A 15820-nucleotide genomic window follows, 5' to 3' on the forward strand; every position below is an offset into this window, starting at 1 on the left:
ACTTAGCTTTACACTAGTAAGCACGCATATTGTATCCAATTATAAAAATATCAAACTTAAAGCAAGGCTTTTCATATGAAACTAAAACAATTAAGTGCTGGCATGTTAATGCTCAGTGGCTTGTTCTGCGCATCAAATGCTGTTGCCAATCAAGCAGGTGAGCAATTTACGCAACTGCTAAACGAACATTGGCAAACAGCGAATAAAGAGCAAATATTCTTCCGTAAAGACCCTGATGCATTCCGTATGAATGGTAAGTTGCCCGAAATGTCGGCAAATGGTCGTGAACGACGGTTAAAATACAATAGTGAATTATTAACACGTATTGACAACATTGATGTAAATAAATTATCTGCCGCTAATCAGGTAACGTATCGATTATTTAAATACGAACGTGAAGCAGAAGCTAAAAGTTATCAGTTTCAAGACCACTTATACCCACTAACTTATTATTCAGGATTTCACAGTTATTTTGCTGGCGCACCAGCGAATATGTCGTTTTTAACGGAGAAAGACTACAGTAATTATTTAGTTAGCTTGGCTGACTACCCACGATATAACCAAGAACATATTGTTGATATGAAGCAAGCAATTGCTTTAGGTCACACCCACTACTGCGAAAGTTTTAAAGGTTACGAAAAGTCAATTAGTAAGCACTTAGTTGATAATGTTGAAGACAGTGTTTTCTATGCACCTTTGTTGAATATGCCAAAAGCCATTTCAGTTGCCAAGCAATCAAAATATCGCCAACAGGTAAAAACACTCATTCAAGATACCGTTTTACCTGAATACCAAGCCTTCTACGACTTCTTTACTAAAGAATATATGGCTAACTGCCGCACAACCGCAGGTATTAGCAGTGTTAAAGGTGGTGATGACTACTACCAGTACCTAATTGAGTATTACACCACCACCAACTTGTCAGCTGACGAAATACATCAAACTGGTTTAGATGAAGTAGCCCGTATTCGTAAAGAAATGCAGCAAATAATCAAAGAAGTTGGTTTTAAAGGTGAATTTAAGGACTTTATTCAATTTTTGCGTACCGATGAACAATTTTATACCGATAGTGCGTTAGATATGCTTGAAAAAGCCAGCTACATCACGCGTAAAATGGCAGCACAACTGCCTAAATGGTTTTCAGTATTACCTCGCCAAACCTTTGATATTAAATCAAGCCCTAATGGCGGCGCTTACTACGTAGCTTCAGACGGCAGCGGTACGACACCAGGCACTTACTTTTTAGATACTAAGGACTTAACAAGTCAGCCATTATATACGCTTGAAGCGCTTACTTTCCATGAGGCAGAACCTGGTCATCATTTTCAAAGTGCAATTGCCCAAGAAGTTGATATGGCTGAATTTCGTAAAACCTTATATCACGCCGCTTACGGTGAAGGCTGGGGTTTATATTCAGAACGCTTAGGTAAGGAAATTGGCTTTTACCAAAACCCTTACAGTGATTTTGGTCGTTTAACCTATGAAGCATGGCGTGCCTGTCGCTTAGTAGTTGATACAGGTATTCATGCAAAAGGCTGGACTCGACAGCAAGCGATTGGTTATTTAGCAGAAAACACCGCTTTAAGCATGGCAGATGTTATCGGCCAAATCGACCGTTATATCAGCTGGCCAGCACAAGCGTTATCATACAAAATTGGAGAAATTAAAATTCGTCAATTACGCGCTCAGGCTGAAAAAGCATTAGGTAACAAGTTCGACATTAGAGCCTTTCATGACCAAATGCTGAAAAACGGCAGCTTACCGATGGCATTGCTTGAAGAGTTAACGATGGATTGGATAAAACAACAACAATCATAATTTCAAAGTATTATTAAACAGTAAAAATAAAGGAGAACGCACGTTAAGTGCTTTCTCCTTTTTTATTTTTTACCTTACTTGAAAATAACTATTACTTATCCTGCTCATTAATTTTCAGTGGATGAAATAACACTTTCTCATTGTTTGCCGTCAGTAATTCTGCTTTTACCACTTGTTCATCAGCTGTTAGCGTAATTAAGCCAATGCCACTTTGGTTGACTAAGGTATTTCGCTGTTCAGGGTCTGGCTTACGCACTTTTACTTTCATGCGGCGGCGCTTAGTAAACCAATTCAGTGGCGAGTAGCTGGCATATAAATAGCGATTTAGGCGCTCTAGCAGTCTTAACAGTCCACTAGGAAATTGGTTTTTAATGCCACTTGCGGTTATTTGGAAAATACGCGAACTATTGCGTCTAAATCGATGAGTCACTTCATAAAAAAAGGAGTAATGAACATCACCCGAGAGAATAATAAAGTGTGGTGGCGTTTTATAATGTCGGAAAATATTTAACATGACATTAGCAGTACCTGAATGTGCCATCCAGTTTTCTGCATCAACAACTAATGGAAAACCAAAAAAAGTAAATATTCGCTGAATAGTTTCGATTACTTTTACGCCATAAATCGGCGCAGGTGAAACTAATATCACTTCAGGCTGATTAATTAGCTCTTGTTGTAACTCCGACAACGCTTCCCAATCCATCAGCCCTGACGGTTTACCTGCATTACTTTCTGAACGCCAACGCTGGGTACGGGTATCTAGCACGATAATTTTAGGCGTGGTTGCTAAACTGTAATGCCATTGGTCCCAAACTAAAATTTTATCAATCAACTCGTCTTGCCGCTGATAGCCATCAGTAGTAAAGTATTGTTCAACGTCGTTATTAAGGTCGGTAAATTTTTCAGGCGCATTGCCCCAGCCCTGACAAAGCCAATAGCCAATTAGCGTATTGCCAATAATACGTTTAGAAAATGGATGGCCATATGCTGCTTCTTCCCAACCTCGGGTTAAATTCCAATCATCAGTTATATCATGATCATCGAATATCATATAGCTAGGTATATGTGCTAATGCTCTTGAAACGGGCTGTAAACCGTTAATAAATCGTTCAATGATTTTTACTTCGGTTTGAAATGTTGCTAAATATTCCGCTGCAACTTTATCAGCTTTCAAATCAACAAAGCGCCACATGATAGGGGACCACGTTAATAAATACATCGCAAAAACTTCAGCTAAAGTAACTAGATGGTTTTTTGAATTAACCGAAGTAAATATTGGTTTTTTACTGGCAGCAAATATTTTGTCATAAACCGCTTTATTGGCTGAATCATGTGGTAACAGCTGGTCTCGTTGGTAATAACAAAATGGGCTAGAAAACAGTTCTTCACTTGAATTAACTATTGTTCCTTGCCATTGCTCATCATACAAGCCGAGTAATTCAATAACCTGATGTATTGCCACTAACATTGGGCCAGCAACATCATCAGCGTATATTTGGTCACCCGACATCATCAACATTGCCGGACGTGCAGTTACATCATTAACCGATTCTGCAATCACATGGTCAACCTGTACCAAGCCATCACCACTATCAAAATGAGGTTTTCGACACGAACCATGCAACATTTGCTTAATGTCTGATTTTATCGAAAAATTTGGATACTTTTGCTCTGGATATAAAATCTCGGGCATACATTCGACTAGCGAATGTTGCTGTTCATCAGCCATCAAAACAAAATTATAAGCGAGTAGCGTATCAAGAGGTAATGCGTCAGGGAAGTTTATCGATACTAAATTTACGAAAGCTTGCTTGCCAATGCGCACTTGTTGATTTTGCTTACAATTTAGCGCTATTTCAGTTATTAACGTACTTTCTTCTCCAGCATATAACTGAAACTGCAAATCATAAACTTGACTGGTGACTAACCAAAAGGTCAGTTGATGTTGACTAACGTGCCTAACAAGAGGCCCCGCTATAATCGCTGGAATAGAATGGCAAGTACTGATAATAACTCCAAAATAAACTTATATTGACTTTAACGCACGATTTCAAGTTGTGTGAAAGCTTTTTGCTATTAGTTTATACCTGTACTACTTCAAAATGCAATTTAAGAGCTAAGCTAGCAAGATGAAGGAGATGAGCTAAATCATTTTATTTAGGCAATAAAAAACCCGGTATAAACCGGGTTTTTAACAAAGAAAAATCAATTACTTGATTTTAGCTTCTTTATACATAACATGCTGACGAATGCGAGGATCAAACTTTTTGATCTCCATTTTTTCAGGCATTGTTTTTTTGTTTTTGTCAGTAGTGTAAAAATGGCCAGTGCCAGCACTAGAAACTAAACGGATTTTATCGCGCATTGTAATTCCTTAAACTTTTTCGCCACGGGCACGGATATCAGTTAAAACTGCATCAATACCTTTTTTATCGATAATACGCATTCCTTTCGGAGTTAAACGTAATTTAACGAAACTATTTTCACTCTCAACCCAAAAACGGTGAGTTTGAAGGTTAGGTAAAAAACGACGACGAGTCGCGTTTCTTGCGTGCGAACGGTTGTTACCAACCATTGGCTTTTTGCCTGTTACTTGGCAGACTTTTGACATATTGAGTACTCCAAAATTAATTTCAGGTCGTGCTATATTTCCCCAAGACCGTCGCCTCGGGATCCTGAAAAAGGTGGCATATTATAGTGAAAGTGAAAAACGAATGCTAGCATTAATAGCACTTTAAGCGCATAGTTTTTAAAACAATTAAATTTCAAAGACTTAAGTTGCAAATCAAAGCAAAAACAAGCGCTTTTATGCTATATTATCATCCGAGTAGCACGATAATTGAGCACTATCCGTATATTTTAGAGTCCAATAATTTAGATAATTTTTTATTTTGATCTTACTTGCACGGTGCATCAAACAAAAATAGGGGAATACCTGTTTTGAATGATTGCAATTCAATATCAAATTATTGCGGTAGTTAATTCGCTCAACATGTAGTTTTTCGACTAATTATTACAAACACTATTATGCCGAAAAAATATCAATAATCCATTGTCACATTAAGTTGCAAGTTATCATCCATTCACTTTGCCATGCTCGGCATACGAGTAGCAATGACAACCTGCGACGATAATATGATCAAGAACTTTCACATCGATTAAAGCAAGAGCTTGCTCTAAACGCTCTGTAATTTGATTATCAGCAATACTGGGCTCTGCTATACCTGAAGGATGATTATGAGCTAAAATAATAGCGCCAGCCTGATATTTTAACGCCGCTTCTACTACAATGCGTGGGTAAACTGCTGCAGCATTAATAGTACCGTGAAATAACCGTTCAAATTTTATGACTTGATGCTGGGTATTTAAAAAAAGTACTGCAAATACTTCTCGAGTTTCATAACGAAGTTCAGCTGTTAAAAATTTTTGTGTAGCCATTGATGACGTTAACGTATGCCCTTCTTGCATCTCTTCAGCTAAATAACGTTTAGACATTTCTAAACATGCTTGTAACTGCACGTATTTTGCAACGCCTAAGCCATGGTACTGACAAAACTCATTCTGCTCAGCTTGATATATTTTCGAAATACTACCAAAGCTTTTCAATAATCTTCTTGCGAGATCAACAACATGACAACCTTTAACACCAGTACGTAAAAATATAGCCAACAATTCAGCATCACTTAAGCTCTTGGCACCAAATCGTAATAATTTTTCTCGAGGTTTTTCATCAGCAGGCCAGTCTTTTAACATAGGTTGCATCCTTGCAAAGTGATTTTAAAAAATCCGAGAATAATGCTATCTTATCGGCAATTGTCGTTATTAAGATTAGCAGTTTATGCAGATTCTTCAGGGTAAAAAAATTCTCTTGGGTATTAGTGGTGGTATTGCTGCCTATAAAACACCAGAGTTGGTTCGTCGTTTGAAAGATAAAGGTGCCGATGTTCGTGTAGTCATGACTGAAGGCGCAAAAGCTTTTATTACACCTTTAACCTTACAAGCGGTTTCAGCTAATGCTGTTTCAGATAGTTTACTCGATACCCAAGCAGAACTAGCTATGGGCCATATTGAGCTTGCCAAATGGGCGGACTTTATTTTAATTGCTCCGGCAACGGCCGACATTATGGCTAAAATTGCTGCGGGTTTGGCCAACGATCTATTAACCACTCTATGTTTAGCGACAGCAGCACCTATCGCCATTGCACCGGCGATGAATCAGCAAATGTGGCATAACTCTGCAACTCAAAATAATTTCAACACGTTATCAACATGGGGCTATACATTTTTTGGCCCCGGCACCGGTGAACAAGCCTGTGGCGATGTTGGTTTAGGTCGTATGCTTGATGTGGATGAATTGGTAGATTTAACTTGTCAGAAAATATCAACATTTGACAATAACGAACCTAATACACTTACAGAACAACCTTTGAAAGGCCAGAAATGGCTAATTACCGCTGGCCCTACGCGCGAAGCTATTGATCCTGTTCGTTATATATCTAATCACAGTTCTGGTAAGATGGGCTTTGCTATTGCTAGTGCAGCACAACAATTGGGCGCAGATGTCACCATTATCTCTGGGCCAGTCAGCATAACAACGCCAAGCCATTGTCGTAAAGTTTCCATAATCAGCGCTACTGATATGCATCAGCAAGCTATGGATTTAGCCCCTGAAGCCAATATTTTTGTTGCTTGTGCCGCTGTGGCTGACTACCGTATTGATAATATTGCCAGTGAAAAGATAAAGAAATCTCACAACACTATGCAATTAAATCTGATCAAGAACCCTGATATTGTTGCTGATATTGCGGCCCTGTCAAATAAGCCATTTACTGTTGGTTTTGCTGCGGAAACACAAGATGTCGAGCACTATGCACGTGGTAAATTAGCGCGTAAGAATCTTGATATGATTGCTGCCAATAATGTCGCATCCGCTGGGCAAGGTTTCAATAGTGATAACAATGCCTTAACGGTATTCACTACTGATGACGAAAAGGTTTTACCTCTAGCTAGTAAAAGTGAACTTGCTAAACAGTTAGTACTACATATCCAACAAAAATTTGAAAATTCATTAAAAAGTTAATCTAGCGTACAAAAAGCAACATTCGATATTGAATACCAACTAAATAACGCTATACAATCATGTTAACTTTTCAGTAGCAAACACTGAAAAAAAATAAAAATAAGAGAATTAGTTTTATGCCGGCGACTCAAAAACCCAATCGCAAACAACAAATTTTAGAATGTCTTGCACATATGTTGCAAACTAGTGCCGGACAACGGATAACAACAGCAAAGCTTGCCGCTGAGGTGGGTGTTTCCGAAGCGGCACTCTATCGCCACTTTCCTTCTAAAGCACGTATGTTTGAAGGGTTAATCGAATTTATCGAAGAATCCATTTTCTCTCGAGTGAATCTAATTTTAACTGATCATAAAGAAGCCTTAGTTCGTTGCCACCATATTCTGCATGTCTTATTAATTTTTGCTGAGCGCAATCCAGGTATGTGTCGAATTCTTGCTGGGGATGCTTTAATGGGTGAAAACGAGCGTTTACGTACTCGTGTAAACCAGTTCTTTGAAAAACTAGAATCACAATTTAAGCAAGTATTACGTGAACGAAAGTTACGTGAAGGCAAAGGTTTCACAGTTTCCGAACAAGCGTTAGCAAATATTTTAATGGCCTTCGCTGAAGGTAAAATAAACCAATATGTTCGCTCTGATTTTACCAAGAAGCCGAGTAATGATTTTAATGAACAATGGCAATTTTTAATGGCTGATAAATAGCCTTATTTGAAAAGAACATTGTCGACTATACGCCAAGCTACATTGGCAATTGAGATATTTAAGGAAAAACTTTGAGCAAGTTAGCACAGCTAAAACCAAGTAAATTATGGCAAATTTTTGAAACAATTTGTAGTATTCCGCATCCTTCTAAACATGAACAGAAGATATCGCTTTGGATCCAGTCTTGGGCTACTGAGTTAGGATTAATTGTTAAGGAAGATGCTGTTGGCAACTTAATCATTAAAAAGCCAGCCACTGCGGGCATGGAAAAAAGAAAGGGCGTTATTTTACAAGCTCATATGGATATGGTGCCGCAGAAAAACTCTGATACCGATCATGACTTTCTTGTTGATCCGATTAAACCATACATTATTACTGAGGCTGACGGTGATTGGGTCACGGCAGAAGGCACAACTTTAGGGGCTGATAATGGCGTTGGTTTATCGTCAGCATTAGCCGTTTTAGCAAGTGATGACATTCCTCATGGTCCACTAGAAGTTTTAGTAACTATTGATGAAGAAGCTGGCATGACAGGCGCTTTTGGTCTTGAAGCAGGTTGGTTAGAAGGTGATTTACTGATCAATACTGACTCTGAGCAAGAAGGTGAAGTGTACATGGGTTGTGCGGGTGGTATCGACGGTGAAGCAACATTCGCGATTACCAACGAAGACGCACCTGCTGATGTTGAATCATTCAACCTCTCAATTTCAGGTTTAAAAGGCGGCCATTCTGGTGTTGATATTCACACCGGTCGTGCCAATGCTAACAAACTTTTAGTTAGATTCTTACTTGATGCCAGCAATGAATTTGATTTACGTTTAACAGAATTAAATGGCGGTAGCTTACGTAACGCTATTCCACGCGAGGCTGATGCAAGTTTTGTTATTGCTGCTACGCAAGTTGAAGCGTTCAAGGCTAAGTTGGCAGAATCTTTAGCCACAATGCGTCAATCTTTAGGTTCAATCGAAACTGATATCGAAATGTTGCTAATTTCACCAGAAACTTTTGATGAATGTTGGACTATCGAAACTCAAAGCACAATTTTACGTGCCCTTAACGCCTGCCCTAACGGCGTGTTGCGTATGAGTGATGATATTGAAGGTATCGTAGAAACCTCGTTAAACTTAGGTGTTATGCGTAGTAAAGGTAACAAATTTGTTGCCATGACATTAATTCGCAGCTTACATGACGATGGTCGCTTAGATGCACAAACCATGGTGCAATCTGTATTTGATTTATCAGGCGCTAACATTGCCTTTTCAGGTGCATACCCAGGCTGGAAACCAGATACTAGTTCAGCGCTAATGAAAACGGTACGTGATACCTATCAATCGCTATTTGATAAAGTACCGGAAATTATGGTTATCCATGCAGGTCTTGAATGTGGCTTGTTTAAAACCGCATATCCACACTGGGATATGGTGTCATTTGGTCCAACAATCAAATTCCCACATTCTCCAAATGAAAAAATTCAAATTGCCACTGTTGAGCAGTATTGGCAGTTATTGGTCGCAGTACTAGCCAACATTCCAGAAAAAGTATAACTACTGTTTCATTAGATAATAGGCTTGAGTAAATGCAGCACGGTATTGCAATCCCGCGCTGTATTCTCTTAATTTTCTCCTGCTCACATTAAAAATCACTTGGAGTTAAAAAGGTCGACTAGATCAACTTAGTGTCAGTTAGTCTAAAGTCTAATAAACAATTATGCTTATACCTTCTACACTGAAGACGGGGTTTCTAAAGGAAAAATAACATGATTCAGCCAGAAAAAATTATAATAGCTGACGATCACCCATTATTTAGACAAGCGTTATTAGGCACATTAAAATTAAAATTAACGCAAACAAAATGGTTGGAAGCACAAACAATTGCAGAATTAGAACAACAACTTAGCACTCATAATGATAGTGATCTCGTGTTACTAGATTTACATATTCCCGGCGCACATGGCTTTAACACGTTAATCCATGTGCGTAATCACTTCCCACAAATACCTGTTGTCATCGTTTCGGCGCATGAAGACCACGAAACAATAAATAAATCTATGGGTTATGGTGCATCTGGTTTTATCCCAAAATCAACACCGGTAGACGATATTTATAATGCTATTCAGCATGTGTTATTAGGTAATATATGGACACCTGAGGCATACAGTGAGTCAGCACCGATGCAAGACAATAATGATATTGCTGAACGCGTTGCTAGCCTCACCCAACAACAGTATCGTATTCTTATGATGTTTGCCCAAGGCATGCTCAATAAGCAAATAGCCTATGACTTACATGTATCCGAAGCAACGATTAAAGCTCACGCCACAGCAATTTTTCGTAAACTTGATGTTCGTAACCGTACGCAAGCTGTTATTGCTATCGCACAACTTGATATTGCTGATGTACAACTTCAAAACAGCTAAATTCCAGCGCTAAAGTGAATACGGTCAAACGCCAAGTATCGCCACTAATTTAGTGAGTGGTGATACTATTCTAAATATTTAGCTTGAAGTTTCTTTGTCAGCATCGCACTCATCATTGCCCTCAACGCTGCAGGTTTAACTAATTTACGCATAAAACCAATATCAGCAGCTAAAGTTTTTTCCTCTAGATCACTATCCGTTGTTGCGGTAATTAAAATAGCTGGTACATACTGATGGCTTAGTCTTCTTAACTCAGCAATGAGTGAAATACCGTTAAAGTCACCATCAAGTTGATAATCGACTAGTAAAATCTCAATATCGTTTTTATGCTCTTTATAGAGCAGTATTGCCTGCTTGAATGAGCCAGCAGCTAACACATTACAATCCCATGCTGACAGCAACTCAATCATGCCATTAAGCACATCTGGGTCGTTATCAATACACATTACCGTAACACCTTTCAAACCAATATTAGTGGCTGGTTTAACCACGGCAGCTTCTGCTCTTGCCTGAGTTTGCTCAACACCAACAGTAAACTTACAGCCCATGCCCACTTCAGATTGTAGCGCCAAAGAGTGCCCTAATAACTGCGCCAAACTTTGAGTAATATTAAGGCCTAAGCCCAAACCACCTGCTGATGAGCTTTGTTGATTGTCCAATTGAGTAAACTGTTCAAAAACCATGGCTTGTTTATCTAATGGGATACCAGGACCGTTATCAAGCACCTGAATATAAATACCTTCACTTCTGGCTCTAGCACCTAGAAGTACTTTACCTGGGCTAGCATAGCGAAAGGCGTTACCAACCAAATTTTGCAATATACGACGTAGTAAATTTCGATCCGAGCGCAGCCACAGCGAACTACCGCGCACACGAAATTCAACATTCAAATCAATAGCACTAGCAGAGAATTCCTTTGCCAAATCATCAAATAAAGATTTAACCGAAAATGAGCTAATGTTAGGTTTGATATTTCCACTTTCAATACGGGCAATTTCAGCTAAATCAGCAACTAAATCATTAGCTACTTTTAAAGAGTGATCAATATTATCGACTTGTCGTTGTTGACTGTCAGTTAAGCTTCCCTGACTAGCTAACGCTGCAGTAAATAATCGTGCAGCTTCTAATGGCTGCATTAAATCATGGCTACAAGCTTTCAAATAAAGGCTTTTTTTAACATGTGCTTGTTCTGCTTTTTCTCTTGCCAACGCCAGTGCATCATTAGTTTGCTCTAGTTTTTGTGTACGCTCTTGCACTCGTGTTTCTAAGTCGACGTTAGCCTCTATTAGGCCTCGTTCAGCTTGGCGATAGGCGGTAATATCTGAAAATAGCATGACAAAGCCACCACCCGGCAACGGGTTGCCTTCAATACGGATCACTCTGCCATCACTATGTTCTCGTTCTGAACTGTGTGAGCTACCATTGCGCAGGTGGGCTAAACGTTTATTAACTTGTTCATCAATTTCATCGATACCACTCAAGCCACATAGGCCGCGATGAACATTGTATCGAATTAATCCCGACACCGGACTACCTTGGTATATCAACTTACTTGGATAATCAAATAAATCTACATACTTCTTATTCCATGCCACAAGATTAAGATCACTATCAACAATAGAGATCCCCTCACTGGCATTTTCTATTGCACTTTGTAGTAAATCTTGGCTATATTGCTGTCGCTGATTTGATGCTTCTTCCACTAACATTGCAATTTCGTCTAAGGCAATATCTCGCCCCTCTAACGCAGAAGATAACACTAGACGTGCAGATGAAGCCCCCATCACACTCGCTAATGTATTCTCTGTGTGCTGTAATAGTTTTTGGTTATAAGCCACATTACTCATTTTGTCTTTATCGGCTGAACGTTGAAATTGGGCTGAGCTAATAGCTGATTTTTCTTCACCAACAAAACGTGAAACGAGTAACTCAAGTTCTTGATGGTTTATTTGTTTATGCTGTTGTAATTGCAGTGCTTTTGGTGCGCGATATTCTAGAAATAAAGATGCCTGCATACGCTCTAGCACACTTTGACGACTGACATGAGAAATAAGCCACATCGATATGATATTGACTGATAACGACAACAGACTAGCTAATGAATTAGCAGGTAAAAAGCCATCACGAAAAGGATGAGGGTAAACACCAAACTGAGGAATGAAATTTAAGAATAACCAAGCAGAAAACCCAATAACAATACCGCCATAAACCGCAGTTAGAGAAGCTCTTCGCCAATAAAATGCAGCGACTAACGCAGGTGATAACTGAGCAAAAGCACCAAAAGCTATTTCACCTAATGAACTTAAGGTATCAGGTGATGCCATTAAGAACACGCTATAACCAAGTAATATAACAAATAAAACTAAAACTTTACGAATAGTCAATAACCGTAAACGAAAGTTATCATAGTCAGAATGGTTATGCTTCTTCGCACGATAAAGCCAAGGAAAAACAATTTCATTACTCAGCATGGTACTCAAAGCAATAGATGAAATAATCACCATAGAACTCGCAGCTGAAATAGCCCCCAAAAATGTCAGCAAAGTCAGCCAAGGTTGTTGCTGGTACCAAGGTAAAAACAAAACATAAGCATCCGATGGTACTGAGTCACCAAGCAATAAGTGCCCTGCTAAACCTAGAGGCACAGCAAAAATTGCAAACACTAGTAAATAAAGTGGAAAAATACGGCGACTTAGCCAAGTATCTTTTTCATCTTTAAGTTCAACAACCATCACTTGAAATTGGCGAGGTAAAGACAGAAAAGCTGCCATAGTAATCACCAACATAGCAAACATTGACATAATATTAGGAAAATTTAATTGTTCATCAAGCTGAATATTAGCTGAGGAACGACGCCAAATTTCCATCGGTGAATCAAATAAAACATAGGTAACAAAAATACCAACAGCCAGAAAGGAAAACAGTTTTACTAATGACTCAAAAGCAATCGCTAGCATCACTCCAGGGTGACGCTCAGTAACATCAATATTTCGTATACCAAAAACAACAGTAAAGCCAGCTAGCACTAAACTAACAATAAGACCAAAGTGCCAATTAGGTAAGCTTTGTTCTGCTTGAAGTTGCTGAAACGAGTAAACGATCGCTTTTAACTGTAATGCGATATACGGCATAGTACCGATTAACGCGACGATAGTGACTAAAATAGCCAGCTTGTGTGACTTTCCAAAACGTGCAGCTAATAAATCTGCAATTGAGGTCAAATTTAATTTTAAGCTAACGCGTATAATCCGTTGAATAAAAGGCCAAGCAAAGGTAAATAGTAAGATTGGTCCCAGATATATAGGCAAATGAGAAAGAAAGTTACTTGAAGCTTGGCCTGTTGTGCCTAAAAAACTCCAAGACGTACAATACACTCCTAAAGTTAACGCATAAATGACGGCCTGACTTCTACGCACCAATTTGTGGCGATACTTATCTCCAATATAAGCAATAAAAAAAAGCAAACCTATATAGGCAAAACTTAAGCCCGCTAACTGCCAATTTGGAAACATAAGAGCTCTCTATTTATTATTCTGAGTAATATTTGTCACTATGATCAATACTACGATAACAAGCTCGTAAGACGAATGAAACTCTCCTCATTTAGACTTTAGTCGTAGGACATTTAAGCTAATACTATTTAATTAGCTTAAACTGAAGTTATTGTTTTCATTGGAAGCATTTTTCATCAGTTACACTCAAGCCACTCGAAAATACCAGGTTCAACACTTTATGTGTAAATAAGTACTAGCTATGATGCTCACCTTTGAATTGAATAACTAAGCCTTCTAAGCTTTCCGCTAGCTTATTTAAACTTTCAGCATTGCCCACAATTGCCTGTACATTGCTCATATTTTCTTTAGATACGTGGGTCAGATCCGTCATATTGTTGTTAATATCACTAATCGTTAGCGCTTGTTCTTCAGTTGCCGAAGCCACTAAATGGTTTGAATCCAAGATTTGGTCCGTCAGTTCCATACTGGTTTGTAAAATATCTTCTGCTTTGGCAATCGATTGTGTGGTATTTTCAGACTGCTCAATAATCTGCGTTATCTCTTTTGAGGCAACCGCCGAGGTCTCTTTCAAGGTTTTCATGATAGCTTGGATTTCAGCCGTTGATTCCACTGTTTTACTTGCTAGCGTTCTGACTTCATCCGCAACCACTGAAAATCCGCGTCCATGTTCACCTGCTCGTGCTGCTTCAATCGCGGCATTTAATGCCAGTAAATTAGTTTGATCTGAAATTGTTTGAATAACGCCTAATGCGCCAGCTATCATTTCACTATTTGTCGCGAGGGTATTAATGACATTAGAAACATCATTAATTTTCTGACCAAGCTCTTCAACTTCTGATTTTGCTGAATGGATAACGAGACTTATTGAGTCACTATTCCCTTTAATATTTTCTGCAATATCAGATGCTTGAATAGCATTCTTCGCCACATCAGCTACAGTTTCACTGATTTGACTGAGCGCATTAGAAATATGATGAGAATTTTCGTCATTACTCTCTGAGCTCGTTATTGTTTCATTAGCCTTAGTTTGTAAAGCATCTGCTGTTTCTCTCAAAGCTAATGTTGTGTGAGATACTTGAGAAAACACGCCCTCTAGCTTAGTAATAAACTGATTGTAACCAAGCGCAACATTTACTAGTTCTTGTTGACCGCTTTCAGGAATCCGATAAGAAATATCGGCCTTTCCTTGCCCAAGCTGTAAAAATAACTCCGCTAATAAGTTAATTGGCCTGGTAATTGATTTAGCAATTAGCAGCGCTACAAAAATAGCAATAATTACCACAATTAAAGACCAAGTAATCATTTGTGTATTAGTCTCATTTAGTGAAGAAAAAACTTCGTCTTTTGGCACTTGCACTACCACATACCATTGCGCGCTTGGGATAAAACTTGCTGCAACCAATATATCTTCTTTCTTTTCTTGTACATCACCAAGACTAAATGCTGATTTACTCAATATTTTAGCGGCAATATTTTGTGAGTAGATTGTATCAATAGACTGACCAACAAGTGCTTTATCTTTATGCAGCTGAATAATGCCTTTATCATTCACTAAATAGACAAAGCCTGTTTTTTCCAATTTAAAACTACTTAACAGGTTCACAATATCTTCAAATGATTTTGCGATACCAGCTAACCCTTCACCATTAACCTCTTGATAATTTACAAAAAGATCTATTTGATCAGAATCAGGGTAAGCATAAATACTTACTGAGCTATCTTTGCCACTATCACGATAAGCATAAAACCAACCATCGACCTCATCATTTTTCAACTGACGAAGATAGCCATCTTGGTTCCAGTAATGACCAGATTCGCGATCGGCAAAAGAGGTTTTACTCAAATTGTGTTGATTTGCTATCCCTGTTAATTTTTTTAATAAATGCTCCTCTCCTTGTTTCGACTGCCCTTGTACAAACCAGTTTTTTATAAATGGGTCAGTCGCGATTTGTTGAGCGATAACCCGCATCATCGAAATTTCTTTATCTATCTCACCATTAATTTGCTTAATAGTATTCGGTAATTCTTGCTTGAGCATCCGATCTTCAATAATACTTCTAGCACTCCATTGACTCAAAACACCAACTAATGTGGCGGTTAATAAAACGAATAGAATGAATGCGAGTGTTACTTTTTGTTTAATCGATAAGTTCGGCATGGTTAAAAGTCAGGTGAAAACATTGGGAGTAGACCATTATTCTAAATAAAAAATTAATTTATAGATAGAGAATATAAACCGTACTACCAATTTAAAATTATATTACGTGGCACTAACCGCGAACACATGACT

At 38.5% G+C, this 15820-nt stretch carries 11 protein-coding genes; 5 read left to right on the top strand and 6 right to left on the bottom strand.

Annotation, left to right across the window (positions count from 1 at the left end):
- The first annotated feature begins 75 nt into the window (after positions 1-75).
- Complete coding sequence (locus tag B7C41_RS18785; RefSeq protein ID WP_085300512.1) at positions 76-1818, top strand: DUF885 domain-containing protein; 1743 nt, start codon at positions 76-78, stop codon at positions 1816-1818.
- A 91-nt stretch (positions 1819-1909) separates the two neighbouring features.
- On the opposite strand, the gene B7C41_RS18790 is transcribed toward B7C41_RS18785, so the two are convergent.
- The 4 genes from B7C41_RS18790 to radC all read right to left on the bottom strand — a co-directional run bounded on the left by B7C41_RS18790 (position 1910) and on the right by radC (position 5571).
- Entirely contained in the window at positions 1910-3721 is a 1812-nt protein-coding gene (locus B7C41_RS18790) for a metallophosphoesterase family protein (protein WP_235839787.1), read from the bottom strand.
- Positions 3722-4027: 306 nt separating this feature from the next.
- On the bottom strand, positions 4028-4183 hold the full coding sequence (rpmG, locus tag B7C41_RS18795) for a 50S ribosomal protein L33 (RefSeq protein WP_070375415.1): 156 nt from the start codon (positions 4181-4183) through the stop codon (positions 4028-4030).
- A gap of 9 nt (positions 4184-4192) precedes the next feature.
- Positions 4193-4429, bottom strand: coding sequence for a 50S ribosomal protein L28 (rpmB, locus tag B7C41_RS18800; protein WP_077284236.1), 237 nt, complete (start codon positions 4427-4429; stop codon positions 4193-4195).
- A gap of 464 nt (positions 4430-4893) precedes the next feature.
- The gene (gene radC, locus B7C41_RS18805) at positions 4894-5571 is read right to left on the bottom strand and encodes a RadC family protein (RefSeq protein WP_085300514.1); all 678 of its coding nucleotides are present in this window, start codon (positions 5569-5571) and stop codon (positions 4894-4896) included.
- Between the two features lie 85 nt (positions 5572-5656).
- Between radC and coaBC the strand changes: the two genes are divergently transcribed.
- The 4 genes from coaBC (at position 5657) to B7C41_RS18825 (ending at position 10015) form a co-directional block, all read left to right on the top strand.
- A complete protein-coding gene (gene coaBC, locus B7C41_RS18810) occupies positions 5657-6898 on the top strand; it encodes a bifunctional phosphopantothenoylcysteine decarboxylase/phosphopantothenate--cysteine ligase CoaBC (RefSeq protein ID WP_085300515.1) in 1242 nt (413 codons plus the stop codon).
- A 116-nt stretch (positions 6899-7014) separates the two neighbouring features.
- On the top strand, positions 7015-7599 hold the full coding sequence (gene slmA, locus B7C41_RS18815) for a nucleoid occlusion factor SlmA (protein WP_085300516.1): 585 nt from the start codon (positions 7015-7017) through the stop codon (positions 7597-7599).
- A 71-nt stretch (positions 7600-7670) separates the two neighbouring features.
- Positions 7671-9143: an aminoacyl-histidine dipeptidase gene (locus B7C41_RS18820; protein ID WP_085300517.1), complete on the top strand. Its 1473-nt coding sequence runs from the start codon at positions 7671-7673 to the stop codon at positions 9141-9143.
- 212 nt (positions 9144-9355) lie between these two features.
- Positions 9356-10015, top strand: coding sequence for a response regulator transcription factor (locus B7C41_RS18825; RefSeq protein WP_085300518.1), 660 nt, complete (start codon positions 9356-9358; stop codon positions 10013-10015).
- Positions 10016-10080: 65 nt separating this feature from the next.
- Here the strand turns inward: B7C41_RS18825 and B7C41_RS18830 are convergent, their stop codons facing one another.
- Positions 10081-13527: a hybrid sensor histidine kinase/response regulator gene (locus B7C41_RS18830; RefSeq protein ID WP_085300519.1), complete on the bottom strand. Its 3447-nt coding sequence runs from the start codon at positions 13525-13527 to the stop codon at positions 10081-10083.
- 235 nt (positions 13528-13762) lie between these two features.
- On the bottom strand, positions 13763-15688 hold the full coding sequence (locus B7C41_RS18835; RefSeq protein ID WP_085300520.1) for a methyl-accepting chemotaxis protein: 1926 nt from the start codon (positions 15686-15688) through the stop codon (positions 13763-13765).
- Between the last annotated feature and the right edge of the window lie 132 nt (positions 15689-15820).

Source organism: Cognaticolwellia mytili, assembly GCF_002104475.1.
Classification (GTDB): domain Bacteria; phylum Pseudomonadota; class Gammaproteobacteria; order Enterobacterales; family Alteromonadaceae; genus Cognaticolwellia; species Cognaticolwellia mytili.

Excerpts from the sequence above, each read along its gene's own strand:
- rpmB (WP_077284236.1), bottom strand. The coding sequence starts at position 4,429 with ATGTCAAAAGTCTGCCAAGTAACAGGCAAAAAGCCAATGGTTGGTAAC.
- radC (WP_085300514.1), bottom strand. The coding sequence starts at position 5,571 with ATGTTAAAAGACTGGCCTGCTGATGAAAAACCTCGAGAAAAATTATTA.
- B7C41_RS18830 (WP_085300519.1), bottom strand. The coding sequence starts at position 13,527 with ATGTTTCCAAATTGGCAGTTAGCGGGCTTAAGTTTTGCCTATATAGGT.
- B7C41_RS18785 (WP_085300512.1), top strand. The coding sequence starts at position 76 with ATGAAACTAAAACAATTAAGTGCTGGCATGTTAATGCTCAGTGGCTTG.
- rpmG (WP_070375415.1), bottom strand. The coding sequence starts at position 4,183 with ATGCGCGATAAAATCCGTTTAGTTTCTAGTGCTGGCACTGGCCATTTT.
- slmA (WP_085300516.1), top strand. The coding sequence starts at position 7,015 with ATGCCGGCGACTCAAAAACCCAATCGCAAACAACAAATTTTAGAATGT.
- coaBC (WP_085300515.1), top strand. The coding sequence starts at position 5,657 with ATGCAGATTCTTCAGGGTAAAAAAATTCTCTTGGGTATTAGTGGTGGT.
- B7C41_RS18835 (WP_085300520.1), bottom strand. The coding sequence starts at position 15,688 with ATGCCGAACTTATCGATTAAACAAAAAGTAACACTCGCATTCATTCTA.
- B7C41_RS18825 (WP_085300518.1), top strand. The coding sequence starts at position 9,356 with ATGATTCAGCCAGAAAAAATTATAATAGCTGACGATCACCCATTATTT.